General features: G+C 57.9%; 26 protein-coding genes. 10 read left to right on the forward strand and 16 right to left on the reverse strand.

The window, feature by feature from the left end; all coding sequences use genetic code 11:
• The first annotated feature begins 23 nt into the window (after positions 1–23).
• Complete coding sequence (locus NA78x_RS14750; protein WP_425619211.1) at positions 24–1,679, forward strand: alpha/beta fold hydrolase; 1,656 nt, start codon at positions 24–26, stop codon at positions 1,677–1,679.
• 49 nt (positions 1,680–1,728) lie between these two features.
• Here NA78x_RS14750 and NA78x_RS14755 read toward each other — a convergent pair whose 3' ends face one another.
• Complete coding sequence (locus NA78x_RS14755; RefSeq protein WP_425619212.1) at positions 1,729–3,105, reverse strand: hypothetical protein; 1,377 nt, start codon at positions 3,103–3,105, stop codon at positions 1,729–1,731.
• 60 nt (positions 3,106–3,165) lie between these two features.
• Complete coding sequence (locus NA78x_RS14760) at positions 3,166–4,062, reverse strand: YybH family protein (RefSeq protein WP_425619213.1); 897 nt, start codon at positions 4,060–4,062, stop codon at positions 3,166–3,168.
• Positions 4,063–4,526: 464 nt separating this feature from the next.
• Here NA78x_RS14760 and ppk2 point away from each other — a divergent pair, with 464 nt between their 5' ends.
• From ppk2 to NA78x_RS14785, 5 genes are read left to right on the forward strand one after another with little or no spacing between them, the layout of a single operon-like run.
• Complete coding sequence (ppk2, locus tag NA78x_RS14765; RefSeq protein ID WP_425619214.1) at positions 4,527–5,342, forward strand: polyphosphate kinase 2; 816 nt, start codon at positions 4,527–4,529, stop codon at positions 5,340–5,342.
• A 55-nt stretch (positions 5,343–5,397) separates the two neighbouring features.
• On the forward strand, positions 5,398–5,604 hold the full coding sequence (locus NA78x_RS14770; RefSeq protein WP_425619215.1) for a hypothetical protein: 207 nt from the start codon (positions 5,398–5,400) through the stop codon (positions 5,602–5,604).
• A 21-nt stretch (positions 5,605–5,625) separates the two neighbouring features.
• Positions 5,626–8,388: an MGH1-like glycoside hydrolase domain-containing protein gene (locus NA78x_RS14775; protein ID WP_425619216.1), complete on the forward strand. Its 2,763-nt coding sequence runs from the start codon at positions 5,626–5,628 to the stop codon at positions 8,386–8,388.
• 41 nt (positions 8,389–8,429) lie between these two features.
• Positions 8,430–9,215 (forward strand): hypothetical protein, encoded by a 786-nt coding sequence (locus tag NA78x_RS14780; protein WP_425619217.1) that lies wholly within the window; start codon positions 8,430–8,432, stop codon positions 9,213–9,215.
• A gap of 28 nt (positions 9,216–9,243) precedes the next feature.
• Entirely contained in the window at positions 9,244–10,719 is a 1,476-nt protein-coding gene (locus NA78x_RS14785) for an alpha-amylase family glycosyl hydrolase (protein ID WP_425619218.1), read from the forward strand.
• Positions 10,720–11,066: 347 nt separating this feature from the next.
• On the opposite strand, the gene NA78x_RS14790 is transcribed toward NA78x_RS14785, so the two are convergent.
• The 4 genes from NA78x_RS14790 to pyrE form a co-directional block, all read right to left on the reverse strand.
• Positions 11,067–11,999, reverse strand: coding sequence for a sugar phosphate isomerase/epimerase family protein (locus NA78x_RS14790; RefSeq protein WP_425619219.1), 933 nt, complete (start codon positions 11,997–11,999; stop codon positions 11,067–11,069).
• Between the two features lie 31 nt (positions 12,000–12,030).
• On the reverse strand, positions 12,031–12,327 hold the full coding sequence (locus NA78x_RS14795; RefSeq protein ID WP_425619220.1) for a type II toxin-antitoxin system RelE/ParE family toxin: 297 nt from the start codon (positions 12,325–12,327) through the stop codon (positions 12,031–12,033).
• The gene (locus NA78x_RS14800) at positions 12,324–12,533 is read right to left on the reverse strand and encodes an addiction module protein (RefSeq protein WP_425619221.1); all 210 of its coding nucleotides are present in this window, start codon (positions 12,531–12,533) and stop codon (positions 12,324–12,326) included. The genes NA78x_RS14795 and NA78x_RS14800 overlap by 4 nt, the downstream gene beginning before the upstream one ends.
• A 72-nt stretch (positions 12,534–12,605) precedes the next feature.
• Positions 12,606–13,157, reverse strand: coding sequence for an orotate phosphoribosyltransferase (pyrE, locus tag NA78x_RS14805; protein WP_425619222.1), 552 nt, complete (start codon positions 13,155–13,157; stop codon positions 12,606–12,608).
• 65 nt (positions 13,158–13,222) lie between these two features.
• Here pyrE and NA78x_RS14810 point away from each other — a divergent pair, with 65 nt between their 5' ends.
• The gene (locus NA78x_RS14810) at positions 13,223–14,026 is read left to right on the forward strand and encodes an SDR family NAD(P)-dependent oxidoreductase (protein ID WP_425619223.1); all 804 of its coding nucleotides are present in this window, start codon (positions 13,223–13,225) and stop codon (positions 14,024–14,026) included.
• Between the two features lie 228 nt (positions 14,027–14,254).
• The gene (locus tag NA78x_RS14815; protein WP_425619224.1) at positions 14,255–14,821 is read left to right on the forward strand and encodes a MarR family winged helix-turn-helix transcriptional regulator; all 567 of its coding nucleotides are present in this window, start codon (positions 14,255–14,257) and stop codon (positions 14,819–14,821) included.
• Positions 14,822–14,919: 98 nt separating this feature from the next.
• Here the strand turns inward: NA78x_RS14815 and sucD are convergent, their stop codons facing one another.
• The 7 genes from sucD to NA78x_RS14850 all read right to left on the reverse strand — a co-directional run bounded on the left by sucD (position 14,920) and on the right by NA78x_RS14850 (position 20,802).
• Positions 14,920–15,801, reverse strand: a complete 882-nt coding sequence (gene sucD / locus NA78x_RS14820; protein WP_425619225.1) for a succinate--CoA ligase subunit alpha — start codon at positions 15,799–15,801, stop codon at positions 14,920–14,922.
• 67 nt (positions 15,802–15,868) lie between these two features.
• The gene (gene sucC / locus NA78x_RS14825; RefSeq protein WP_425619226.1) at positions 15,869–17,059 is read right to left on the reverse strand and encodes an ADP-forming succinate--CoA ligase subunit beta; all 1,191 of its coding nucleotides are present in this window, start codon (positions 17,057–17,059) and stop codon (positions 15,869–15,871) included.
• Positions 17,060–17,209: 150 nt separating this feature from the next.
• A complete protein-coding gene (locus NA78x_RS14830) occupies positions 17,210–17,890 on the reverse strand; it encodes a LutC/YkgG family protein (RefSeq protein WP_425619227.1) in 681 nt (226 codons plus the stop codon).
• Complete coding sequence (locus NA78x_RS14835) at positions 17,880–19,367, reverse strand: LutB/LldF family L-lactate oxidation iron-sulfur protein (protein WP_425619228.1); 1,488 nt, start codon at positions 19,365–19,367, stop codon at positions 17,880–17,882. Before NA78x_RS14835 ends, NA78x_RS14830 begins: the two co-directional genes overlap by 11 nt.
• Positions 19,368–19,391: 24 nt before the next feature.
• Complete coding sequence (locus NA78x_RS14840; RefSeq protein ID WP_425619229.1) at positions 19,392–19,757, reverse strand: hypothetical protein; 366 nt, start codon at positions 19,755–19,757, stop codon at positions 19,392–19,394.
• 39 nt (positions 19,758–19,796) lie between these two features.
• Complete coding sequence (locus NA78x_RS14845; protein ID WP_425619230.1) at positions 19,797–20,270, reverse strand: hypothetical protein; 474 nt, start codon at positions 20,268–20,270, stop codon at positions 19,797–19,799.
• 76 nt (positions 20,271–20,346) lie between these two features.
• Positions 20,347–20,802 carry a hypothetical protein gene (locus NA78x_RS14850; RefSeq protein WP_425619231.1) on the reverse strand — a complete coding sequence of 152 codons (456 nt, stop codon included), beginning with the start codon at positions 20,800–20,802 and terminating at the stop codon, positions 20,347–20,349.
• A 711-nt stretch (positions 20,803–21,513) separates the two neighbouring features.
• Here NA78x_RS14850 and NA78x_RS14855 point away from each other — a divergent pair.
• A complete protein-coding gene (locus tag NA78x_RS14855) occupies positions 21,514–21,891 on the forward strand; it encodes a hypothetical protein (protein WP_425619232.1) in 378 nt (125 codons plus the stop codon).
• A gap of 14 nt (positions 21,892–21,905) precedes the next feature.
• Here NA78x_RS14855 and NA78x_RS14860 read toward each other — a convergent pair whose 3' ends face one another.
• From NA78x_RS14860 to NA78x_RS14870, 3 genes are read right to left on the reverse strand one after another with little or no spacing between them, the layout of a single operon-like run.
• Entirely contained in the window at positions 21,906–23,543 is a 1,638-nt protein-coding gene (locus NA78x_RS14860) for a glycosyltransferase (RefSeq protein ID WP_425619233.1), read from the reverse strand.
• Complete coding sequence (locus tag NA78x_RS14865; protein WP_425619234.1) at positions 23,540–24,301, reverse strand: hypothetical protein; 762 nt, start codon at positions 24,299–24,301, stop codon at positions 23,540–23,542. The genes NA78x_RS14860 and NA78x_RS14865 overlap by 4 nt, the downstream gene beginning before the upstream one ends.
• Before the next feature lie 8 nt (positions 24,302–24,309).
• A complete protein-coding gene (locus NA78x_RS14870) occupies positions 24,310–25,356 on the reverse strand; it encodes a glycosyltransferase (protein WP_425619235.1) in 1,047 nt (348 codons plus the stop codon).
• 88 nt (positions 25,357–25,444) lie between these two features.
• On the opposite strand from NA78x_RS14870, the gene NA78x_RS14875 reads away from it, so the two are divergent.
• Complete coding sequence (locus NA78x_RS14875) at positions 25,445–26,047, forward strand: hypothetical protein (protein WP_425619236.1); 603 nt, start codon at positions 25,445–25,447, stop codon at positions 26,045–26,047.
• Positions 26,048–26,363 lie beyond the last annotated feature (316 nt).

The following is a 26,363-nucleotide window of genomic DNA, read 5'->3' on the forward strand; positions in this document are numbered from 1 at the left end:
TCCGCGGTTGATGGAGAGTTGTCATGCTGCGGTTCGTTCCAATTGCGTTTGTTGCCTGCTCGATTTGTTTGGCCACTCACTTTGCTGCGGCCGCCGATCAGTTGCCGCCGCTGAAGAAGGATATTGAGTTTGCCAAGGTTGGCGATGTCAGCCTGAAGCTCGATGCGTTCGTACCGGAAGGCAAAGGTCCGTTTCCCACGTGCATTTTGGTGCATGGTGGCGGCTTCATGCGGGGGACGAAGCAGCATTACATCACTCCCCTGTTCGACCCTCTATCAAAAGCAGGCTACACTTGGTTCACGATCGATTATCGCCTGGCACCAGCGCATCGTTGGCCAGCGTGCGCGGATGACGTTACGACGGCAATTCGCTGGGTGAAGGAACACGCTGCGGAATACAAAGTCGATCTCAATCGCGTGGCCCTCATTGGCGAATCGGCCGGCGGCCATTTGGTTTCTTGGGTTGGTGCCCAGAACGAAAAAGAGAAGCTCGGCCTAGCAGCGGTGGTGCCGATTTACGCGCCGCACGATCTTGAATTTCAAGTGCAGCAACGCAAAGAACTCGGCCCCTCAATGAAAGCGCTGCTCGGTCTTGAGGAGTTAAATGACGACGCCTGGCTGAAGTTACGGGGCGCCTCGATCACCACGAATCTTCCCAGCAAACTTCCTCCGTACCTGCTGATTCACGGCACCAAGGACGAGCAAGTTCCGTATGAGCAATCGACTCGCTTTCAAGAGAAGATGAAGGCAGCCGGCAATCGCTGCGATCTCATCACCATCGAAGGTGGCATCCACGGCATGGGAGGCTGGGACAAACTCAACAGTAACTACCGCCACCAACTGGTTGCCTGGCTCGATAAGACCCTCCAGGACCAAGAACAGCCCGGCAGCACATTCTCCGGCAAGCAGAGCAATTGGAACGGCTTCCAGCGGTACGATTTTGACATTGCCGGCAAGAATGTGCTGGTCGTCGCTCCAGATCAGGCTGCACCCGGCAAGCCTTGGGTTTGGCACGGCGAATTCTTCGGTCACAAGCCGGCCCCGGATATTGCCCTGCTCAAGCGAGGCTTTCACATCGTCTACCTCAGTGTGCCGAACATGCTTGGTTCGCCGAAGGCCGTTGGTCACTGGAACGATTGTTATGCAGAACTCACCAGCAAGTATGGTCTGGCCCCGAAAGTGTCGCTCTTCGGTCTCAGCCGCGGCGGCCTGTATTGCTACAACTGGGCAGCAGCCAATCCCTACAAAGTCGCCTGCATCTATGGGGATGCGCCGGTGTGCGACTTCAAGAGTTGGCCCGGCGGCAAGCCACTGGGCGAGAAGTGGAAAGGCAAAGGAAGTGCCGGAGACTGGAAGTTGGTCCTTGCTCTATGGGGATTTAAGGACAACGACGAAGCGATCGCGTACACGAAGAACCCGGTCGACAATCTTGAACCGCTCGCCAAAGCAAAGATTCCGCTACTGCACGTGTATGGCGACGCGGACGATGTCGTACCTTGGGACGAAAACACGGGCGTGATCGCCGAGCGCTACAAGAAGCTCGGCGGCGACATCACTCTCATTGCGAAGCCAAGCATCGGTCATCATCCTCACGGCCTAGAGGACTCAACGCCCATCGTCGAGTTCATTGCCAAGCATGGCATCTCTGCGGCTTCCTCTGCTAACAGCTCAAGTCCATAGTACGACCGCCACCTTGCCAGGCAGCGGTCGTACGTGGGATTAGGGGATCCTACTTCATCGCTGGCTCATCTAACCGCACCATGAGCCACTGTTGAGTCTGGCCATCGGCGAAGTGAATGAGCGCTGGGGCAGTATCTTCGGTCAAGTTCGAGATACCGGTTTCCATCAGCGGACGATTCTTATCCTTCACCGTCCAGGCAGCCCGTTGGCTTCCTTTGTCGGCCATTCCTTCAATCGTCTGCGTGCTGTTGGTCGCCGTGTTGTGCAACAGGCCGTTGATCACTCCATCCTTGCTAATGGCCAATTGCAGGAACAGCGTAGGATCAGGCCCCGACTTCTGTCCGTCAGGCGTCAAGGCAAAGACGCCGAGCGGCATCCAGTCGGACTTGTCAGGCGCAACTTCTGGAGCGCTCGTGGCGATGTCTTCCGCCTGTTGGGCATACTCTTCTGCCGTGGCAATCGGTTGATCGCCGTAGTAGACCTGGCTGTCGTCGTAATAGACGTTTTCACCATACGAATAAGCAACGGGCTCGGACCAGCCATAGCCGCCAATCCAGCCGGTGAGTGCGGCCCAAGTGGCCCACCGATACGGGCGATTGATCCGCCAAGCTGCCCAGTTGGGATGATCGGCCCAGAAGTCTAGTCGTGGGTGGTTGTCTCGCACCTGATCGCGAACTTCATCGCGCCGACTTACGCGGTTGTCGAGACGCTCCTGCCGGTTGTTGATCCGATCCGGACGATTGTTAGGCAATTGGCCGGGACGATTGGCAATCCCTGGTCGATCACCCACGCCGGGCCTATCGCCAATTCCAGGACGATCACCAACACCTGGTCGATCACCCGCTCCAGGTCGAGTTGCTGGTAGAGTGCTCGGACGTGCTCCACTGTCACGCAGAAAGTCTGCCGCGGCTCCGCCAGCCACTCCACCTGCGACCGCGCCGCCTAGATTGCCAGGGCGATTCGCTGGCAGCGTGCTCGCACCGCCGCCTGGTTTTACGTCGAGAAAGTTCTGCAATTGAGAGTTGGAGGGACGAGTTTCTGGTCGCGGAACGGAGCCCACTGCACCGGTGCCTGGACGCGGTACCGAGCCCACTCCCGTACCAGGACGAGGTGCTGTGCCAACGCCCGTAGCGGGGCGAGTGCCGGCGGCGACCTTGGGCGGAGTTGGCCGCGCCGCTGCTGGCCGTGAAGGGCTCGGCCGGGAGACATTCGGCGTCGCTGGCCGTGGTGCCGGTCTCGGAGCGGGCCTGCTCATTGCGGGAGAGCGCGCCATGCCGCCGCCTCCACCACCGCCCATGCGAGCGCCGCCACCTCCTCCGCCACCCCCTCGACCTCCGCCTCCTCCACCGCCGCGAGCGAACAAATCAGAGTCTGCTGCGGTACTAATGATGGCCACCGCGAGGGCAACACTGCAAAGCTTATTCATGAATGCACCTATCCAATAAGTTGTTGAATTCGTTGGTACTGCTTCCGATCGATCCGCCGATCACTCCGCCTTTTGCCGCACGACAAGGACTTCATCGATGTTGGGAAGTAGTTCGTCCCCAATCTGGCCATTCACGATCTGCCACGTGAATTGATCATTGTTTACCTGGGTAATCACATTCACCGACGAGACCTTTCGACCGTCAGCTGAGACACCGGAAGTTTGCACGTGCCAGGCGTTCCCTCTTTTGTTCCAGCTTCCTTCACCAAAGCCGCCGTTGGAATCAAAGACCCACGAGCGAATCTTCTTGGCTGCAGGATCCCAACCGATGATCTGCATGCCAGACAGATTGATGCGATCGCGGGCGCTGATGGTGAACGAGCGGACCAGAAAGTTCTGGTTCTTCGCCCAATGGCAGTTCGTTTCGATAGTCGCCTGCTCGTCCTGGTCGAGCCAAGTGCCGACCATCCATTCCAGCTGTTTGAGATGCTCGTAGTTTGATTGCACTACCGGCGGCGTTTCTTCGGTGACACGGTCGAGGAGCCACTCGCCATCGCGCTTTACGTACACGGCCGAGTAACCAGACTCCTCGGGCTCTCCCATCGGCGAAAGTACCTTCGCCGTCCCTTGCTCGACGGCCACATTGGGCGAGACAAACTTGATGCTCTCGGTCTTTGCTTCCAGCTTCGCTCCCTTGGCTGCGGCAAAGATCGCGGCAAATTGCTTTTCGATCGCTTCGCGACCTACAACCTGCTCGCCGCTATCGGGGTTGCTATACACAGCCTCCGGCGACCAGAGCGCTGCCAAGGCTTTGGCGTTCCCTTGGTTGAACGCGGTCACATAGCCTGCCACGGCTTGTCGAATCTTGGCTTCTTCGGCAGCTTGATCGGCAGCCCGCGCGGTTGCACAGGCCAGGAAGCAGGCGAGAATCGCCAGCCACTTACATTGTTCTTTCATGGGTCGCTCCTTAGAGAAGGGAAAGTCTCGGCAGTCTGCCGATCAGATGAGTCGATCCAGCGTTATATGGCAAATCCTGCACCATTGGAACTAACAGGCATAAACGCGTCAGTTTTGCTTCGAGTCGCCTATCGTTCGCAAATGCGATGCGCAGAAGCGAATTGCTCCAGGATAAATCGCGCCCATTCGCGGCATGATACGCAGAGAGTCGCGCGCGAGGTGTGCGTAGTCGCACGTTCTCACCCCAGCACACATTTCACTGCAGAGCCGTGGGCTTTACAACACTCACTGATCTGCCGCTTGAATTAATCAACACAATTCGCTTCCGGCTCCGTCAAGGAGTAAAGTGATGGCATCACTTTACTCGTAGGTTCGCTACTCATTCGAGGGAACGCCGGCATCGCGTTTGCCAACAGCGTGGTTCTGGAAGTTGCCGATCACTACTCGCAGGCATGTCTCCAATCATGAGCCGCCACAAGAAACACAAGACCGAAGAAGCCTCCGCGGATAGGCTCTCGCGCAAAGAATACGACCGCGAACTCAGCCGGCTGCACGAGGAATTGGTAAAGTTGCAGGAGTGGGTGAAGCACAAAGGACTGAAGGTCTGCATCGTCTTCGAAGGGCGAGATGGTGCCGGCAAGGGCGGAACGATCAAAGCGATCACAGAGCGGGTCAGTCCGCGTGTATTCCGCGTCGTCGCGCTCCCAGCGCCGACGGAACGTGAGAAGTCGCAGATGTACGTGCAGCGGTACATGCAGCACTTTCCTGCGGCCGGCGAGGTCGTGATCTTCGATCGCAGCTGGTACAACCGCGCGGGAGTAGAACGCGTAATGGGCTTTTGCACGGCCGAGCAAACACAGCGATTTTTGGAGATGGCGCCGCACGTAGAAAAGGTGATGATCGAATCGGGAATCATCCTGCTCAAGTACTGGCTCGAGGTCAGTCCCGAGGAACAAACTCGCAGACTCGAAGCGAGGATCAACGACGGCCGGAAGACTTGGAAGCTCACGCCGATGGATCTCAAGTCGTACAGCCGTTGGTATGACTATTCGCGAGCCCGAGACGAGATGTTTGAGTCAACCGATACCGACTGGGCTCCTTGGCATTGCGTTCGTTCGGACGACAAGAAGCGGGCGAGACTCAACATCATCACGCATCTTCTCGACCAGATTCCCTACAAAGAGTTGCCGGGGGGAAAAATCGAACTCCCCAAGCGACAGAAGCCAGGCGACTACGAAGAGCCTGCGTATCCGTTCAAGTTCATTAAGGAACGCTTTTAGCGCAGTGGCGGCTGCGCTGTTTTTCAGGATGGCCAGATTATTGAAGGAGCGAGCGATGGTTGAGACCGCTGACTTTGTCGTTGCGTTGTACGTGGATCGAGCGACGCAACAATGGGTCGTTCGCGACCGCGAGGGTAACTTTTGGAGCTTGCCGAGAGAGAACAGCGAATGGGAACATCGCTGTCCGTTTGAACCGCTGCCCGAGAATTCGCTGGAATCGATTCCGGGCCACTATCGATACTTGCTAAGACTGCCGTTTTAAACAACTGATGAGGTCCCTGCCATGACCGCCGAACAAGATCGCCTGTCCGAAGCTCGCAATCCGGAATCCTCTTGGAAGAAATGGGGCCCCTATCTCAGCGAACGACAGTGGGGCACAGTCCGTGAGGACTACAGCGAAGGAGGCGACGCCTGGAATTACTTTACGCATGATCAGGCTCGGTCGCGCGCTTATCGCTGGGGTGAGGATGGCCTGGCAGGCATTTCCGACAACGAGCAGCGACTCTGCTTTGCGGTCGCACTATGGAACGGCAAGGACTCGATTCTCAAAGAGCGGCTGTTCGGCTTGACCAACAGCGAAAGCAATCACGGTGAAGATGTCAAGGAGTATTACTTCTATCTCGACTCCACGCCGACGCACTCGTACATGAAGTACTTGTACAAATATCCTCAGGCAGCGTTTCCCTATGCCGACCTGGTGCAAACCAGCCGCCAGCGCGGTCGCGGTGAGTTTGAGTACGAATTGCTGGATACAGGCGTCTTCAACGAGGACCGCTATTTCGATGTGTTCGTCGAATATGCGAAGACTACTCCGGAAGAGATTCTCATTCAGATCTCGGTTCACAATCGGGGACCCGAGGCAGCAGATATTCACGTGCTGCCAACACTCTGGTTTCGGAACCAATGGTCGTGGCACAATCCAACGTCGCGTCCTTCGATCCAGCAAGTGGCCGTCAGCAAAGAGTACAGCGTTGTGAAGGCGGTCGACGAAGAATTGGGTGATCGCTATCTGTATTGCGGCGGCGATGCTCCGCTGCTCTTCACCGAGAATGAAACGAACACCCAGCGAATCTTTGGCGTCACCAGTCGCACACCTTACGTGAAGGACGGCATCAACAATTGTGTCGTCGAGGGGCAGAAGGACTGCGTGAACCCATCCCAAACGGGTACCAAGGTTGCGCCTCACTACCACCTCTCGATCCCCGCCGGCGGCAGCCACGTTCTGCAATTGCGACTGACCGACGTTCTGCCCGCAGCGGTTGCTAGTGGCAACGGCAAGTCTCCCTTGTCCTTCGGCCCCGCTTTCACCGCTGCCGTCGACGGTCGCCGCCGGGAATGCGATGAGTTCTATCAGGCCATCACGCCACCCAAGCTGTCCGTCGACGAAGCCAACGTCATGCGGCAAGCGCTCGCAGGCATGCTCTGGAGCAAGCAGTTCTATCACTACGACGTCGACAAATGGCTCGAAGAACGTGGCTCCGATCCTTTCAAAGCGTCACGCAAGGTTGCGCCGCGCAACGACCAGTGGCATCACATGTACAACGGCGACATCATCTCGATGCCGGACAAATGGGAGTACCCCTGGTATGCGGCCTGGGATCTTGCCTTTCACGTGATCGCCCTGACTCTCGTCGATCCCGACTTTGGCAAGCAGCAACTTAAGCTGATGCTGCGCGAACGCTACATGCATCCCAACGGCCAAATTCCCGCCTACGAATGGAACTTCGGCGATGTGAATCCACCGGTACACGCCTGGGCCACCATCTTCACTTATCGCTTGGACAAAGGTCAGCAAGGCGAAGGAGACAAAGACTGGCTGAAGAGCTGCTTTCAAAAGCTACTGCTGAACTTCACCTGGTGGGTGAACCGCAAAGATCGCTCGGGCCGCAATGTGTTTGAGGGAGGCTTCCTCGGGCTCGACAACATCGGCGTCTTCGATCGCAGTGCTCCGCTGCCCACCGGCGGCTATTTGGAGCAGGCCGATGGCACTGCCTGGATGGCCCTCTTCTGTCAGAACATGCTCGACATCGCCGGTGAACTGGCGATGACCGATCCCGACTATGAAGACATGGTTCTCAAGTTCACCGAGCACTTCCTCTGGATCGCCTCCTCGATGGGGCACGTCGGCGAAAGCGGCGGCATGTGGGACGACGAGGACGGCTTCTATTACGACGTGCTGCGACTCCCCAACGGCGAATCGCATCGCCTCAAAGTTCGCTCGATGGTGGGTCTGCTACCGCTGTGCGCTGCCACGACTTTTAACGGCGAGTTGTTAAAAAAGCAGCCCTCGCTTGGGAAGCGACTGCAGAAGTTCCTGGAGTCACGGCCAGAAATCCGTAACTCCATCCATGATCCACTCAAGACGGGAGTGAATGGACGACGCTTGGCTTCGATTCTGGACGAAACGCGTCTCCGTCGCGTGTTGGCCAAGATGCTCGACGAGAACGAGTTTCTTAGTGAGTTCGGCCTTCGTTCCTTGTCGAAATACCATGCCGAGCATCCCTACATGATTGAAGCGGGCGGGCAACGGTATGGCGTGGGTTACCTGCCGGCCGAATCCGACTCCGGCATGTTTGGCGGCAACTCCAATTGGCGAGGTCCGATCTGGATGCCGGTCAATGCCCTCGTGATTCGCGCGCTGCTGCAATACTACACCTACTACGGCGATGAGTTTCAAATCGAATGCCCGACCGGCTCCGGCCACATGATGAATCTGTACCAGGTCGCCGAGGAAATCGGCCGCCGACTGGGCAACATCTTTTTGCAAGATGAAGCGGGCCAGCGCGCTGTCTTCGGCGGTTCCGAGAAATTCCAAAACGACCCTCATTGGCGCGATTACTTGCAGTTCTACGAGTACTTTCACGGTGACAACGGGGCAGGACTCGGTGCCAACCATCAAACGGGTTGGACAGGAATCATCGCCCGCATCCTGCATCTATTCGCCACGCTAACTCCGGAAAAAGCTCTCGCCGAAAGCAAGCAGGCCTACTTCAATACCTGCCCCAAGCCGCAGCCTGCGGCGGAAACGCTTGTCGGTACGCCGTAGTTAGTTATCGTATCGACGCGGACTAGGTTTCTGATGCTCCTATGGTTACTGAACCTCTCGACGTACTGCCGCTGTGGCTACTCGTGGCGATACTGGCATTGCTTCTATGGCTGGCTTTGGAAGCGGGCTATCGTTGCGGCCGCTGGCGGCATACCCAAAGGCCGAATGAACATGCCGCAACGGTTGGTGCCATTGTGGCGTCTATTTTGGGGTTGTTAGCGCTCATGTTGGGCTTCACCTTCAGCTTCGCCGCCTCGCGCTTCGACGCGCGGCGAGAAGCAGTACTCGAAGAAGCCAATGCGATTGGCGCCGCGTTTCTCCGTACGCGTGTGTTGCCGGCGGAGCAACGAGTTGCCTCAGAGCGGGCGCTGAAGGAATACGTTGACGTCCGCCTTCAAGCCGTCAGAAGTAAGGACGTGCTGCCTGCCCTCACCCGCTCGCGAGAGATCCACGAGTCACTGTGGAACGAAGCGATGGCCGCCGCAACGAGCAATCCCTCATCGGAGATGGTCGCGCTCTATGTGGATTCGTTGAACCAACTGATCGACGTGCATGCCAAACGAGTGCAGGCCGGAGTGCGCAGCCGAATTCCGGTCGTGATGTGGCTGGGGCTAATCTGCATGTCGTTGATGAGCCTGGCTGCAGTTGGCTATCTGGCTGGGCTTTCCGAAATGTGCCGCTCGCCGGCAATGGCCGTGCTCATTTTGTCGTTTACCGTCGTACTGGCATTGATCGCTGATCTCGACCGCAGCCAAGAGGGCCTGTTGCGAGTCAGCCAGCAAGCCCTGGTCGACGTGCAGATGATGATCGATGCGAAACAACCCTGATGTTATCTCCACCGCGAAAGACTCTCTCATGTCGCGCTATCCTCTCCTCTATCAAGTGAATACCCGCGTTTGGCTCACCGAACTTGCCCGGCAACTGAAACGTCCGGCAACGCTCGATGACATTGCCGATGCCACGCTCGATCAGTGGGCTGCAGCCGGCTTCGACTGGATCTGGCTCCTCAGCGTCTGGCAAACCGGTCTGGCAGGACAGCAGATCTCGCGAACCAATCCGGAATGGCTGCACGAATTTCACGAAACGCTGCCCGATCTGCGCGATGAGGACATCCCCGGCTCGGGGTTCGCCATCACTGCCTACGATGTGCATAAAAACCTCGGCGGCGATGCGGCTCTGGCGCGCTTGCGAAAGCGAATGCAGCAGCGGGGCCTGAAGTTGATGCTCGACTTTGTACCAAACCACACGGCGCTCGATCACCATTGGGTCGAAGAGCATCCGGAATACTATGTGGCGGGCACCGAACAGGACTTGGCCCGAGCGCCGCAGAACTACGTTTGGGTAAAACGCAAAGCCGGCGATCTCCTGCTCGCGCATGGTCGCGATCCTTATTTCTCCGGTTGGCCGGACACGCTGCAACTCAATTACGGTAACCCTGCTGCACAAGCGGCGCTGATCGCAGAACTGCGCAAGATTGCCACGCAATGCGATGGCCTCCGCTGCGACATGGCGATGCTCGTGCTGCCCGATATCTTCGAAAAAACCTGGGGCTTGCCGACACAGCCTTTCTGGCCACAGGCGACGCAAGCGGTTCGCGAGGTGACACCCGGGTTTTGCTTCATGGCGGAAGTCTATTGGGATCGCGAGTGGGAACTGCAACAGCAGGGTTTCGATTACGCCTATGACAAGCGACTGTACGATCGATTGCACGAAGGGCACGCCCGACCGGTCCGCGAGCACTTTTGGGCCGGGCTCGATTATCAAGACAAGCTTGCGCGCTTTCTGGAAAATCACGACGAGCCGCGAGCAGCAGCCACGTTTCCTCATGGCCAGCACGAAGCTGCCGCAGTCATTACTTATCTCTCGCCAGGACTTCGCTTCTTTCATCAGGGCCAGTTCGAAGGTCGTTTGAAGCGAATTTCGCCTCACCTCGGTCGCGCGCCGCAAGAAGCAATCGATCCCTACCTCTCGGCCTTTTACGACCGGCTGCTGGCTGCCTTGCGCGATCACTCCGTACGCACTGGCGACTGGCAGTTGCTGCAATGTCAGCCTGCTTGGGAGTCCAATTCAACTCACGACAACTTCGTAGTCTTCGCGTGGCACGAGGGCGACGAAAAACGTGTCGTAGCCGTCAACTACTCCGATCAACAGAGCCAGTGTCTCGCGCGGCTCCCGTTCGCCGACCTCGGCGGTGAAGCCTGGCAGCTACAAGATGCGCTTAGCGAAGACATCTATCATTGGCAGGGCGATGACCTGGTTCGCAGCGGGCTTTATCTCGACATGCGTCCCTGGCAGGCAGCCATCTATTCGCTCCGTCACCAACCGGCGTAAATGTCCAACAATCCCTGAGGTTGCTGGACAGGTGCCGATTTCCAACTTGCAGCGGAAGTTGCTAAGCGACAAAGAGTTGCGACCAAGCGAGCAAGTCTTGATTCGCGTCTTCTTGTCCAACAACTTGGTCTATTGTTGGACACCCCCTGAATGCCGTGTGCTAACTGTCACTTGTTTAGCAGCAACGAAATCCAACGGCGCAGCTGAGGCTTCAGCCTACAATGACACCATCCACCAAATTGCAGAAGAACATGCCTGCAATTATCCCAACATGGTGCGTGTTTGTCAATGACTGTAGTGGTATTGATAGGCTAATTAATTACGACATGCTTGCTGAAATTGGAAGACTAAGCCTTCGCTTTCGCCACCATCTTGTCGAACAGTTGTCGCTGCTCGGTGAGGGCGGCGACGCGATCGGCGGGCTTGCTGGCCGCTTCCAGCAGGAGCCAACCCACATAGCCGCTGTCGACCAGCAACTTGAAGAGCTCGGCGTGCGGATAGTCTTTGGACTCAAGTTCGTGAATGTGGACGGTCGAACCAAAGCGTTTGCGAACCAAGCCAAAGTTGTGCGCCAGGCCGTCCCCCTTCAGGTCAGTCGGGTTGCTGTTCCAACAGACAAAGACGTTTTCGTCAGTCGCGACATCCATGATGGCTTTGATTGTCGGCAATTCGGCACACTGCCCGTGCACTTCGAGACGAATCTGCTGGCCGAAGCCTGCCGCGTATTCGCCCAGTTCGTTGAGCGCCTTGCCGATCTGCTCGATGGTCTTCTCACGCGGAATGTCCTTGTGGAAGGTATCGGGCTTGACCTTGACGCCGCTGCCACCAATATCGTGACTGAGGCGAATGAAGTCCTTGGTGGCATCGATGGCTGCCTTGAGCTTGGCCGGGTCGGGATGGTCGTACCGCTCGTTGCTGCCGATGCCAACGATAGTCACGCCCGCTTCGGCAAACTTCGCCTGCACTTCGCTCCGCTGCTGCTCATTCAGGGCCGGCTCGATCATATGAGCATGCGTCGTCCGCAACTCAACGCCCAACACTTGAGCCTTCTTGCAATTAGCTAGCAGCGTGGGGACATCCCAATCCGCCCCCCACATGTACGTAACGAGGCCGAACGTCAGCGCGGAGTCTTCTTTGTTGGCGATCGAACTGGGGGCTCTTTCAGCGGCGAATGCAGCTTTTGAACCGGCCGCGAGCAGTCCACCGGCTGCAATCGCACTGGTTGTTTGCAGGAATTCGCGACGTGAAGCTTGCAGAAACTGACGGCGACTATGGGACATTGAAGTTACCTGTTTTGATTGAGAGGAAAATTCAGCGGCGTTTCAGCCATTTATTTAGCCGTCTAGCAGAATGTACCACGGCGAGAATGCGAATGATGCTGTCTTCGACCCGGTAGAGAATCACGTACGGGAATTGCTTGATCCGTGCGAGGCGAATGTCTTTCTGAAAAACTGCGAAGACGAACGGATTGTCCGCGATGAACTGGAATCGGTCAAAGAGTTCTGTATCGAAAACCGCTCCCAAGCCTGGCTGTTCGGCGTCGTACCACATTTTTGCTTGGTTAATTTCCGCAGCTAAATCAGGATGAAGCGTAATTGCAAAGCTCATACTCGCCCATCCAACCTCGCTCGCAACTGCTCTAGCGTCAACGCACGCTCTGGATGTTCCTCAAGCTCTTTATCGCGGCGCTGGAGTTCCGCCGCTAGTTCTTCCTCATCCCAAATCCCCGGCATATCGCCAATGCTTTCCCAAATCTCGTTAGCAAGTGCAAGGCGATCGGCAACTGACAATTTGTCGATGCCCAGATCTTTCATCGATACCATTGTGCAATTCTCCACATGATTAAGCCACCACGATTGTAGTTTGCTGCGTGAGCAGTTCTCAATCTACTTCACCGGTTCCAGTCCGAAGTCGCGAATGGTAAGCAATGTTTGCAGCGAATAGCCACGGGCCGCGAGGGTTTCTCGGCCACCTTCGAGGCGATCGATAATGGCCAGCACGCCGCGAATCTTCAGCCCGAAGGCTTCGGCTTTTTCGATCGCAGCGAGCGAGCTGCCGCCGGTGGTGACGACGTCTTCGACAATCACCACTTCTTCGCCTGCGGCAACAGGCCCTTCGACTTCGCGGCCGGTGCCGTGAGCTTTGGCTTCTTTGCGGACGATGAAGCCTTTGATTCGCTTACCCTGGCGGCCAGCGACGGTGATGATGGCTCCGGTGATGGGATCGGCACCGATGGCCATGCCACCCACGGCAGCGGGAAGCGGATCGCCCAGCAGGTCGAGCATGCCGTCGGCAATGAGGTTCGCGCCCCACGAGTCTAGTGTGATCTTGCGGCAGTCGAGGTAGTAGTGGGACTTTTTGCCCGAGGCGAGAGTGAAATCGCCCACTTGCAAGGCTTGTTGGCGGACCAGGTCCATGAGAGCAGGCTTATCGAACATGATGGTTCCAGAGTGACAAAAAGAAGAAGCGGCGAACCAGAAATTGGGCTGCCGGATTATAAACAATGCTCGCTACGCTGCGGCGGGGCGGCCGCACGATCGCGGCGAATCGCATCCAGGGAGCCACGATGAAGAAACCAGAGAATCTCGAATCGCTCCGCACGGTACTCATCACTGGCGGGACGAGTGGCATCGGCCAAGCCATTGCGCGGGCCTTTGCCGCCGAAGGTTGCCGCGTGATCGCGACGGGCGTGTCTGCCGAGGAAGTACAAAAGTCCCAGCTGGAATTTGCCTTTCAGGCGCTGCTGAGTGCCGAGCAACTTGATGTGACCGATGGTGCCGCGATTGAGCGACTGGTGGGGCTGTTGCGCCGCGTCGATGTGTTGGTGAACGCCGCCGGGGTCATCCTGCGGGGGCAGGAACACGAACCCGAGATGTTTGCCCGGGTGATCGATATCAACCTGAATGGCGCCATGCGAATGGCTGCCGCGTGTAAGTCAAAGCTTGCGGCAAACAAAGGCTGCGTGCTGAACATTGCCAGCATGCTCAGTTTTTTCGGCAGTGGCCCGGCACCTGCATACAGTGCCAGTAAGGGCGGACTTGCTCAATTGACCAAGTCGCTGGCGATTGCGTGGGCCGTCGATGGCATTCGTGTGAATGCGCTAGCTCCCGGTTGGATTGAAACGCCTCTGACCCAGCCTTTGCGGGACGATCCTGCCAAGGCCGAAAGAATTGTTTCTCGTACCCCACTCGGACGCTGGGGTCAGCCTGACGAAGTGGCTCCTGCGGCCGTTTTCCTCTGCTCGCCCGGGGCTTCGTTCATCACGGGCGTGGTGTTGCCGGTCGACGGCGGTTACCTAATTGCGTAGAGAATTTCTCAAGCTGAGGCAGTGTGTGTCTTTAGGAAACCGAACTTCACCTAGCGGGATCAAAACTTTTTGGCTCAGTCGGACTTTTTGTGCGACACCCATACGAAGGATGATGGTTAGATGTTGGTGAGAAAGTGGCCGCCCAGGTCCTGGCCAGGGTGACTGGCCGGCTCGCGATCTCGTTGTTAAACAACGTCCTGCCAAGGACTTCGGCAATCGGAAATCACCGTGCCTAGCGCAATCACCCTCGACGACGAAATCATTGTGGCCATCCGCCGAATCTCGCAGGCGGTGGAAGGCTATTCGCGATACTTATGGCAGGAGTATGGGCTGACCGCCCCCCAATTGGGTGCGCTGCGCGAGCTTGAGAAGAGCCCGATGGCTACCCCTGGGCACTTAGCGGAGCAGCTGCACGTCAGCCCGCAAACGGTGGCGGGCATTCTCAAGCGACTAGAGCAGCGGGGATTGATCACGCGTGCTCGTGATGAGAACGACCGTCGCAGCTTTTCGTTGCAACTTTCTGACGAAGGTCGCCGGCTGTCAAACGAGGCGCCTTCCTTGCTGCGAGATCAGTTCCGGACAGAGTTGAACCGCCTGCAACTTTGGGAAGCGACCCAGATCCTGGCGACATTGCAACGTGTCGCCACGATGATGAGCGCCGAAGACGTGGATGCCGATCCTTATTTCTCGCCTTCCTTAGGAATCGCGGAAGGGCCCGATAATCTGGCTTCGAAAGATTCCACGGCCAGCAACGGCAAGAGTGGCAGCTCGGCGAAGAACTCGCTGCGAGCTTAAGCTGGCTTGCTGAGCAGTGTTGTTGCCACGCTCCGTCGCGGCACATTTTTGTTTCCTCTCGCAAAGCGAGAGGACTGCAGTTTCGCAGCGAGTAAGAATTACTTCTTCCGCTTCTGAATGGCGCGGGCGACTGCTTCGCCCATCGTGGCCGGGCTATCAGCGATTTCGATTCCAGCGTCTTGCAGCGCGGCGACCTTCTCGGCAGCCGTTCCCTTGCCGCCCGAGATGATCGCACCCGCATGGCCCATGCGACGTCCCGGCGGAGCCGTGCGGCCTGCGATGAACGCGGCGACTGGCTTGGTCACGTGATCCTTGACGAAGGCGGCAGCTTCTTCTTCAGCCGTGCCGCCGATTTCGCCCATCATCAAGATGGCTTCGGTCTGCGGATCTTCTTGAAAACGCTTGAAGAGGTCGATGTAGTTGGTGCCGACGATCGGGTCGCCACCAAGACCGACGCACGTCGACTGGCCAAGACCCAGATTGGTCGTTTGCCAGACGGCTTCGTAGGTGAGAGTACCGCTGCGGCTCATGATGCCGATCTTACCTGGCTTGTGAATGTAACCCGGCATGATGCCGATCTTGCATTCGCCGGGAGTGATCAAGCCGGGGCAGTTTGGTCCGATCAGGACCGCGTCGCTGCGGCGAACCAGTTCGTAGACGCGGATCATGTCGATGACCGGCACACCTTCGGTGATCGCGGCAATGACCTTGATGCCCGCATCGAGAGCTTCGAGGATGGCATCGGCGGTGAAGGCAGCGGGGACGAAGATCATCGTGGCATCGGCGCCGGTCTTCTCGACGGCTTCGATCACGGTGTCGAACACGGGCAAGCCTTCGACCGTTTCGCCAGCTTTGCCCGGCGTAACACCGCCGACCATCTTGGTGCCGTATTCTTTGCAGCCCTTGGTATGAAACGCACCAGCCTTGCCGGTAATGCCCTGGCAAATGACTTTGGTGTTCTTGTTGATGAGAATGCTCATGGGAACTTCTTATGTGCAGTTGGGTGATTTGTGATTGCAGATTGAGGAACGATTGCAGCTGAATGCATTACGCACTCTTGGCCGCTTCGACAATCTTCTTGGCAGCGTCGGTCAGGCCGTCGGCAGCGATCAGTTTCACGCCGCTTTCTCGCAGGATCTTCTTGCCTTCTTCGACTTCGGTCCCTTCGAGGCGAACGACGAGCGGCACGGTAAAGCCGACTGCTTTGCTGGCCGCCACAATCGCGTTGGCGATGGTTGAGCACTTGGCAATGCCGCCGAAGATGTTGACCAGAATGCCCTTGACGTTGCTGTCCGACAGAATGATGCGGAAGGCTTCGGTCACCTGGGCCTCGTTGGCACCGCCACCGACATCCAGGAAGTTGGCTGGCTCGCCGCCATGCAGCTTGATGATGTCCATGGTCGACATCGCGAGGCCAGCACCATTCACGAGGCAGCCGATGCTGCCATCGAGTTTGACGTACGACAGGCCGGTGTTGCTGGCGCGAACTTCGGCCGGATCTTCTTCGGTCAAGTCGCGCAGCTCGAGCAGATCTTTGTGGCGGAACATCGCGTTGTCGTCAAAGGCGACCTTAGCATCGAGAGCGACCAGGTCGCCCGCTTCGGTGACGACGAGCGGATTAACTTCAACCATCGCACAGTCGAGTTGAACCCACAACTTGCACAGGGCCCGCATGAACTTTTCGGCACTGGCCACGCTCGGCCCCTTGATGCCCAAGCGATAACAGAGCTTGCGCACCTGGTAGGGATACAGGCCGGCGTGCGGATCGAAATGTTCTTTGAAGATCTTTTCGGGAGTGTCGTGAGCGACTTTTTCGATCTCGACGCCACCTTCGGTCGAAACCATCAGCACGGGCTTGGCTGCGGCGCGGTCGAGCACGATGCCCAGGTACAACTCGCGGGCGATCTTGCAGCCTTCTTCGACGAAGACTTGATTGACGACTTTGCCTTCTTCGCCGGTCTGAATCGTGACCAGCGTCTTACCGAGCAGATTGCGGGCGACGTTAGCGGCCTCTTCGGCCGACTTCACCAGTTGCACGCCCCGCTGAGCCGAGTTTTCCTTGGTCGTACCCTTGCCGCGGCCGCCAGCGTGAATCTGGGACTTCACCACCGCGATTGGGCCGCCGAGGGCCGTGAAAGCAGCGGCCGCTTCTTCGGGCGTGCGGGCAACTTGCCCCTTCAGCACGGCGACGCCAGCTTTACGAAACAGTTCTTTACCTTGGTATTCGTGAATTTTCATCGGGTTCTTTGCCTGCCAAAGTTCGCTGCCAAACTTCATTCCATCGAGCGGGCGATTATGGGGCTTTGTGCCATGGTTTGCAATCGGACTGAGGGGGCGACGAAGTTTACGGCGGGTAGTTCCCGCGTAATGCCGACGCCAGTTGCTCACTCAGTTGCGAATGATAATCACGCGCCATTTACCCGGGCCATGCACGCCGGTGGTCAGTTGCAGTTCGATGTCTCCCGTTTTGCTAGGGCCGGTAATGAGCGTGATGTTGCTGGGCAAGTTCTGTACGCCCCGCTCGTGCAAAATGTTGAATGCATCGAGCAAGTCGGGAACGATTTGGTTTTGCTCGATAACCGCCACATGCATCGGCGGCAACAGCGAAGCGACTCGCTCTTGCGTCGGCCGATGACACATTAGCAGCGTTCCCGTTTCAGCGATCGCCACATCGACACTGGTGATGCCAATATCGCAGGCCAATTGCGTTACTCGTCGTTGATGAAAATATGAATCAATCTGTGATTGATAGTCAACGCTGGCGACCGATCTTTCCAATAAAAACTGAGAAATATCTAAGCGATCCAGAACAGGATGTTTCCAGCAGAGTGCCGTCTTTGCCGCAGCTTCGAGCAAATAGCCGGCTAACACTTCGCGCGCTTGCGCGTGCGAATCGACAATGGTGGCAATGCCGCCGACGGCGTCAATCTCTTGAGCCAGTTTGGCGCACAGATCGCCCGTCACACCGACATAGCCAACATCAGCCGGCAGTTGCTGGTGCTCGATGCGATAAGCCCGCCCTTGTTCGGCTGCTTGCTTCACACGGGCGAGGAAGGCTTCACGACCCATGACGCCCCTCCTGAGACTTGCCTTCGTTGTCCCACCAGTCGCGAAATCGCCGGGGCGAAGGTGCGGGGAAGTCCCGTTTCTGGGTCCAGCCATGTAACTTGCCGGGCAGCTTCTTTAGCCAGGGACTTTGGCGATACCAACGACCAGCGGTGCGCGTGGCCAGCCAGGTTGTAAGTTTGTAGAGCCACGGTCGCTTGAGCGTTTTGGCCCAGAGGTGATACGCGAACGACTCCAGGCGATTTTTGAGTGCTGGTTCCTGATGCATCTGCTCGCGCAGTTTCACCAGCATCTCGGGAATCTGAATCTTCACCGGGCAAGCTGCCTGGCAAGCTCCGCACAGGCTCGAGGCGTGCGGCAAATGATGATTGGCGACGAGGCCATCGTAAAGTGGCGTCAGCACGGCCCCGATCGGCCCCGCATAAACACCGCCGTAAGCATGGCCACCGACGCTGCGATAAATGGGGCAAGCATTCAAGCACGCGCCGCAGCGAATGCAAAACAGACTCTCCCGCAGCGGACTGCCGAGAATCTGGGAGCGGCCATTATCGAGAATCACCAGGTGAAATTCTTCAGCACCATCGGTTTCACCTTCACGTCTGGCACCGGTAACAAACGACGTATAGACCGACAGCTTTTGCCCGGTTGCCGCGCGAGCCAGCACCTTCAAAAAGTAGGGTAAGTCGGCCAGCTTCGGAATGACCTTCTCCATCCCCATCACGGCGATGTGCATCTTGGGCAAGGCAGTCGTAAGCCGCGCGTTTCCTTCGTTGGAAACCAGCACAATAGTGCCCGTTTCGGCAACGGCAAAGTTGGCTCCAGAAATGCCGACTTCCGCTTCCGCAAACTTCTGTCGTAACTGCTCGCGGGCAAATGCCGCAAGGGTTTCGCGCTCGGCGGCCAACGTGCGGCCGGCAGGTTGGCTGAGGATCTCGGCAACTTCGATAGCCGACAGATGCAGTGCCGGCCCTACGATGTGCGAGGGGCGATGTCCGGCCAGTTGAATGATGTACTCGCCCAGATCGGTCTCGACCGTTTCGATGCCTGCTGCGGCGAGAGCCGGGTTGAGGTGAATCTCCTCGCTGGTCATCGACTTCGATTTGACGACCCGCGAGTAACCTCGCTGCTTGATCAAGTCGACAATGATCTGACTGGCCGACTGGCCGTCGTCGGCCCAGTGAACTTGCCCACCGCGCGCTTGTACGCTCGCTTCGAGCGTTTGCAGGTGCTCGTGCAAGTTGGCGAGTGTGTCATCTTTGATTTGCCTCGCCCGCTGACGGACCAGATCGGAGTTCGGCAGCTGTTGCCAGGCGTCGCGATTTCGCTGGCCGAGCGTATCGCCAAGCTGACCAAGAATGACCTGCAGGCTCGGCGTGCGGAGGGCTTTTTCCGAGGCCGCCAGAAACTCGTGATGCGTGCTGCGGATGTAGTCGGTTTCAGCCGGTGAGGCGATTCCCGCCGATGATTCAGTGCTCTTCAAGGTGAAATCCTCGGCCTGAAAATCCTAACCGCGCATGGCACGCAGCAGCATTGTAGCGATCGGCAGCAAGCCGACGAGCACCGCCACAAAGGTGATCGAGGTGGGTGGGCGATCGCGGCGGACGCGATACACGACCACCGTTAGCAGCAGGCAAGCGATACCCGTGGTCGCGGCAATAAAGGTGAACACACCCGGCAAGATGGCCAGCACTTTGGCCGGCTCGGGAGCCAATTCGACGCTCCGCCGCAGCAATACACAGATGCCGGCCGCAATCAGCGAGCCGGTCGTCGCCAGGATGGTGAGCATCCAGGCCACAGTCACGGCAATCGAGGCCCGTGACTCTTGTTCCAGCAGCAAGCGGGGCGAGAGGAGCGGGCGGCGAATCAGCATCTTTTTTCGCCGCCCCACAATCGACCCTTTGTCTGAGTACTACAAGCCGTAGTAATGCACCACGACGTCATTGCCGCGGCGATCGAACACCACCTTCAGGCTGAAACCACAGGCCCAACTGTACTCGACAACCTGCCGACCCATAAAGCCCTTGTGGCAGCAAACCTCAGGATCGCCCGAGCAGCAGACCGGCATGCAAACCGGAACTTCGACCAGACAGCAGGTGCAAGGATCCTTCACGTGCAGGATCAGCTCCACCGTCTTGCAGGGATCGAAGCACTTGCAGCCCTTGTGATGGCGATAGCTGATGCAGGGCGGGCAGCACTTGGGGGCACAGACCGGAGCGCAACTTGGTGCGGCGACCACAGCGGGAGCTGCTGCAGGGGCAGCTTCAGCGGCCGGTTGAACGCGACGATTCAGCTTGGCTTCGGCAGTCGAGCACACAGCCAGCACGAACAACACGACGGGGACTACGAACCGGCTCGCGGCCAGCAACAGGCGAACAGCAGTCATCACGAATCTCCAGTAACAATTGAGGGCGCAAGCTGCGCAAACTTTACCGCCTTGCGAGGTTAACGATAATCGGTCATCAGCCGCCAGAATAGGGGTGAACGGGGAAGTCTGGGGTGCTTGAGTAGCCACTTCTGATCAGGGCCTGAACCGGTGCTTGAACTGAGCCTGAACATCCCTTGAACAGGGGGGTGATAGGCGATTTTTGATAACCATTTGAGCAATTTTCTTCGCGCACAAAATTCGCCGTAAGGTGATCTAAGAAAACACCTTGCGTCCTGATTTGTGGCGTTATATTGCCGTTTCGCGATAACCATTTGATAACCTCCTTGAACAGGCTGAACAGTCGCTTGTCGGAACCGCTTGAACAGGTCTCATTCAGCTGCCTGAACAGCCCTTGAACAGGGGGGTGATAGGCGATTTTTGATAACCATTTGACCACTTTTTTTCGCGCACAAAATTCGCCGTAAGGTGATCTAAGAAAACACCTTGCGTTCTTGTTTGTGGCGTTATATTGCCGTTTCGCGATAACCATTGGATAACCTCCTTGAACAGGCTGAACAGTCGCTTGTTGGAACCACTTGAACAGGTCTCATTCCGCTGCCTGAACAGGTCCGCCACGTTCTCATCGCTCACCTGAATCGGTCAGGCGAGTTCGAAGCAGTTGGCGTCTCTCTCGGCCGTCGATCCCCATTCGTCGATCCCCATTCGCAGCGCGCAGGCCAAGCCTTCATCAGCCATGAACTGCATGGCTAATGTGCTTGCAAAGGGATCGCAAATCGTTAATTAATAGTAACGATGTACGTGACTAGTCTGGTCAATGACCGGAACATTTTGTAACCGTTCACCTGGCAAGTAGGCCGCATCCGCTGGATGTAATCCTGACTCCGCAGCGAGCGCCAAACTTGGCAACTGGTTGGCAACTGACAGTCAACCAAATGCCCGGGCGTCTTGGTGATTCAGGTTCCGGCCCGCGGCCAGAACCTACCGGTGCTGGCGCGACTGATGACAAGACTGGTCCAGCATCGATTTAGATCAAACCGATTTTGCTTCGTGCTCAACATGACAACACTATTTGCCTTTCAGCACATCTCGAGCAGGGTGCTTCTTGCGTAATCGCCGTGAAAAACGCCACTTGAGACAATCTTGGAGATTCTGGCACAGCCCGTGCTTTATTAGTGATTCGTTGCCCTGAGCACTTCGCTCCAACTGAGTCCGGTCAAAAGTCCACACGGGAAATTCTGCGATGAAAACGTTCCTCTACACGCTGGTTGCTGTTGCTGCCCTGTCTCTTAGCACCGCTTTCACCTCGACGGCGATGGCCGCGGGTGGGAACAACGGTGGCCACAAAAATCATGGCGGGCACAAAGGACATGGCAACGGTGGACACAATCAGGGCGGCCATCACGGACACAACCAGGGCGGGCACAATCATGGTGGCCACAACGGACATAACCAGGGCGGGCATGGCAACGGTGGACACAACCACGGCAGTCACAATGGCCATCACCACAACCACGGCAGCTATCGGCCCAACTATGGCTACGGCAGTTATCCCTATCAGTACCAACAGAATGGCGTCTACTTCCGCGGCAACAACTTCGGCCTGCGGATTGGCTTCTAACTCGCTGTCATCCGTCAGTCTTGCTGCCGCAGTTCATCAAGAGCAAGCAGCAACTGATCCACAATTCTACTGGTAGAAAATTCGGCGGCCGCAGCGATGCGAACCGCCGACCGATCAAACGCTTGGATCTGCTCCAGAGCTTGTAGAAACTGCATCGCGGCCGGATCGGCAATCCGACGATTCGCGCACGAATCACCGGAGGGGAGCCGTTCGACCAGCAGGCCGGTCACTCCCTGCTGGACCAGCGCTGCTCCGGTGCGCACGCCAACCACCGGGCAACCGGCCAGCAGGATCTCGACGAGCGCGAGCGGACCGTGGTCGTCGTCGGCCAGATAGACGCAGGCTCTGCTGCGACGTGCGGCATCGAATAATTGCTGTCGGTCGTACTGTCCGTAGTGAATTTGCACGTGGCGGGGGTAGGCTTCGGCAAGGTACTCCAGCAGTCCCGGCCGATTCCCATTTTTCGCATAGATCAACAGGTCATAGCGATCGGGCAAGGGTTCGCCCGGCCAGGGATCGATGGGGTAAGGCCACAGCATGATTGGGGACTGGTTGTTCGGTCCTCGGTGCCGTCGGATCAAGTCGCGATACCAGGCGCTATGGCAAAACATCGCCCGGCAGTGGCGGGCATCGAGTAGCGCACACTCGTCTGGATCGATGCGGGGCGTGGCGCTGTTGATAAACAACATGTTGGGGCCCTGGATGAAGGGCTGCGCCATCGCATCGCACCAGGCGGCGTAGGAACGATCCTGCCAGTTCCAGAACCAGGGCAACGCCCCTTGGCTGACCGGCAGATCCTTGATGGTCAGCCAATCGAGCCCCTCAGCGATTCGCCCACGCAGCGCTCGCTGCAAGGCGAACATCCCATTCGTGGGCCCATTACGTCCCGCTGAAGTCACCGGTCCGATCAACTCGACGCGCCGTCCTCCGTTTCCAGTAGACGAAGCCAGGGGAGCAAACGCATAGCGCCGGCGAACAGGCATCTGGTCATACGCGCGTTGCCAGCCAATTTTCAGGGGTTGCTGAGCGGTGTGGGCGACCTCTAGGTTGCGATAGGCCTGATCGTCCAGATAGCTGACGTGGTAGCTGTTGTTGTGAACCCGATAGAGGTAGAAGGGCGAACCAAACTCGCCCGGATCGCAACAAGTGACGTTTGCCGACTGCAGCCGATTGGCCAGTTCCTGATCCTCGCCGTTGTTCATCGACGAGTAACCGCGAACTCGATCGAATGCACTGCGTCGGAGAGCCCAGCCGCCATGATACAAGCCACCTGTCTCGTGTTCTTGCAGTCCGCCACGATGTTCGTGCAAAACGAGTTTCGGACGTGACCACTCGGCCCGCTGCAGCGCTTCGGCTTGGGCTGCGAACCAATGAGGCAAGTAGATATCGTCATCGTCGGCGACGAGCAAACCTTCGACATCGTGACTGGCCAGCGCCGCGCAAGCATTCCGTTTCTCGCCCAGCGTGCGGAATCGCCGGGGAAGCGAAATGATGCGCCAGCCTTCGCCTTGTTGATTTCCGTATTCGCCCGCATCGTCCAGAATGATCAACTCGCGCAAGTCGCTGGGATACGTTTGCCGCAAGAACGACTCGATCAACTCGCCGAGCAAGTGGGAACGTCGGAACGTGCAACACAGCGCGGCCAGCTTCATGATTCGATAAAACTCTGCACGGCGTGTCGTAGCGGCAAGGCCAGGCTTTGCACCACTTCAGGGTCGAGTCGCGGTCGCGGGCATTTCCACGGCGCGTTGTCGATTCGCCAGGCTAGATGTAGATACCCTCGATAGCGATTCTCGGAGTAGTGAGGTTGCACGAAGACGACTGGGGTGCCGAGCGCTGCGCATGGCAACAGAGCGTGCAAGCGATTCGTCACAACCCACTGCGCGCGGGCGTAGCGGTCGATGCGGGCGGCGGCCAGGGCCGCGCGATCGACGTCGGGAGGCAAATTGTGCGACAGTGAAATGCCACGCTCGGCGATCTCGGGGGGCAAGCGGGCGACATCATGCGGCGGCAGATCGACGAGCAGAACCTCGTCGCCGCGTGTTACGGCCGGTTGTTGAAAAGTGAGCGTGGCGCACCAGGAGATCCACGCGTCCAGGCCTTGCCTGGTACAAAGTTCAAAGGTCCAAGGATCACGGCAGCCGATGGGAAGCCTTGTGGCAGGTGGCAACACTTCCTTGCCCGTCGCATGAAAACCGACGAACAGGCAGCGAGCGGAAGTTTGTGGTGGCCACAGGCGATGAATTCCCGCGGCATGCCAACCATTGATGATCCAGCGAACGTCCTCGCCCCACGTCACAGCGGGCGTCACATCGTCACGATCGACGCGCAAGTCAACACGAGGCAACAGCCGCTCCAAGGCTAACGACTGGATGTCATCGCCCAGATTCTGCGTACTGTAACTGAGCAAGCCGAGTTTCAAGCGACGGCCCTTTGCCTGCCAGAGACTGCTTCAAAAACCTGGAGCCACGCTCGGCTGCATTGCTCGGGCGCCGCTAGTTCTTCTACGAGTCGCTCGCGGGCTTGCCTCGCGATTCTCATGCGCAGGGGCTCATCGTAAGCCAGCACGGCGGCATAATGAGCCAACTCTTCGTCGCACGAGCCTAGGAAACCGGTCTCTCCCTGCTCGATCATCTCTTTCCAGCCCCACTCCCCCTGAGCGACGATCGGTACACCGGTGGCCATGGCCTCCAGGCCGGCGCGAGGCCAGTTCTCGCGTGCGCCGCCATTGATGGGCAAGGTGCAATGCAGCGCGGCAAAGAAGGTTTGAGGCTGCAGTGCCAGCGGCTTCAGGCAATCGGCCCACGGCGGAGCGGGCCCCAATTTCGCGTGCGTTGCATCATTCATTCCCAGCATGAGCGCGCGTTTGTGGCGATACTGAATTCGCTCGTAGATGGGCCAGGTGTTGCTCGACCATTTATCGACGTCGGGGCGAGCGGCGCGGCCAATGACGAACGGTTCTCCGGGTGGATGAGGCCGGGGATTAAAGTCCCACTCGGTCCAATCGAAGGCCCCGCGAATCGTGTGACCGGTCGCCGGGTCGTAGCCAAAGCGGGCCAGTTGGGGTTCGAGCTGAGACCGTTGAAACTCCGACTGATAGATCATCGCCTCAGCTGGTCCTGCCGCCGCAAAAAAGTCGGTCTCGTGCGCGAAGAGAAACGTCATGCAATTAACCCACACCAGCGGGCAGCCGAGCCTGCGCAAGCGTGGAGCATGCACCATGAATTCGCTGTTGCACATTCCCACAACGGGACTGCCCGCCAGGCCGGGCACTTGTTCCAGTTGCGATGCGCACACTTGATGCGTGTGGCAGCCTAAGGCGTCCACTCGTTGCTGCCACCGTGGGTCACAGCCCCAAGTCGGGATGAGATGCACGTCGAGCCCGAGTCGCCGCCACAGCTTGATCGTGTGCCAGGCTTCGGTGTTCGCGCCACCGAGATCGCCGGGGTATCCCAGCAGAAACACTCTCATATTCGTCCCGTTGAAACATCAATGATGCAGACTCAAGCGAATAGCCGCTAACTGCTGCGACTAACTGCTGGAACTGGGCTGAGTGCCCGACGAAGATCCAGAACTCGCAGCACCGGATGAACCCGTTCCCGATGAACCGGAACTCGTGGGCCCCGATGAGCCCGAAGAACTGGGGAATCCCGACGACGAAGTGAACGATGAGGAAGGTAACGAAGACGACCCCGAGGAACTCGGACCGATCGGCCCTCCCGATGAACCAGTGCCGCCCGATGAACCAGTGCCGCCTGATGAGCCCGTGCCGCCTGATGAGCCCGTGCCGCTGGATCCAGTGCCTCCCGATGAAGTTGTGCCACTAGAGGACACGGCACCGCTCGAACCAGTGCCGCTCGAACCGGTTCCGCCGCTGGATCCAGGGCCACTGGAACCAGGCAAACCAGAGCTGCCGGGGACAGCGCTAGAGCTTGCTCCTCCTGAAGCACCAGAAGAAGTCGCTCCACTCGACGAGACCGAACCGGAAGAACTGCCGGGCGAAGAACTACTGCCGGGGCCGGAGGAAGTTGCACCGCTCGAAGAAGTGCTGCCCGAGGAGCCACTTCCCGATGGCCCACTACCGGATAAGCCGCTGCCTGACGATCCGCTGGAGCCTGAGCAGGCTGGACAGTCGAAGGAGATTTCGTCTTTTTGAAAGTTGTGAAACTCGAGCCACGCTCCGATCATCACATCGCCGCAGTCCGGCCAACTGGGATCGGACAGTTCGTAGTCGGACTGGCCAGGAACATGTCGCTTCAGAACACAGCAGACTTCCGGCGGCAACAAAGTTGGATCACTGGGATAGGTATAGTTCCCGGAAACGACCGCCACCCAAATGGTCTGCGGCTTAACGGGCAGCGTGCTACTGACGTTCAAGCTGATAGTTTTGGTCTGGCAATCGTAGCTGACGACTTGCAGCTTCGCCGAAGCGAGCGCGGTTTCAGGCAGACTCAAGGTTGTTTCTCCGGCAA

It is taken from the genome of Anatilimnocola aquadivae, assembly GCF_049819085.1.
In the GTDB taxonomy this organism is placed as follows: domain Bacteria; phylum Planctomycetota; class Planctomycetia; order Pirellulales; family Pirellulaceae; genus Anatilimnocola.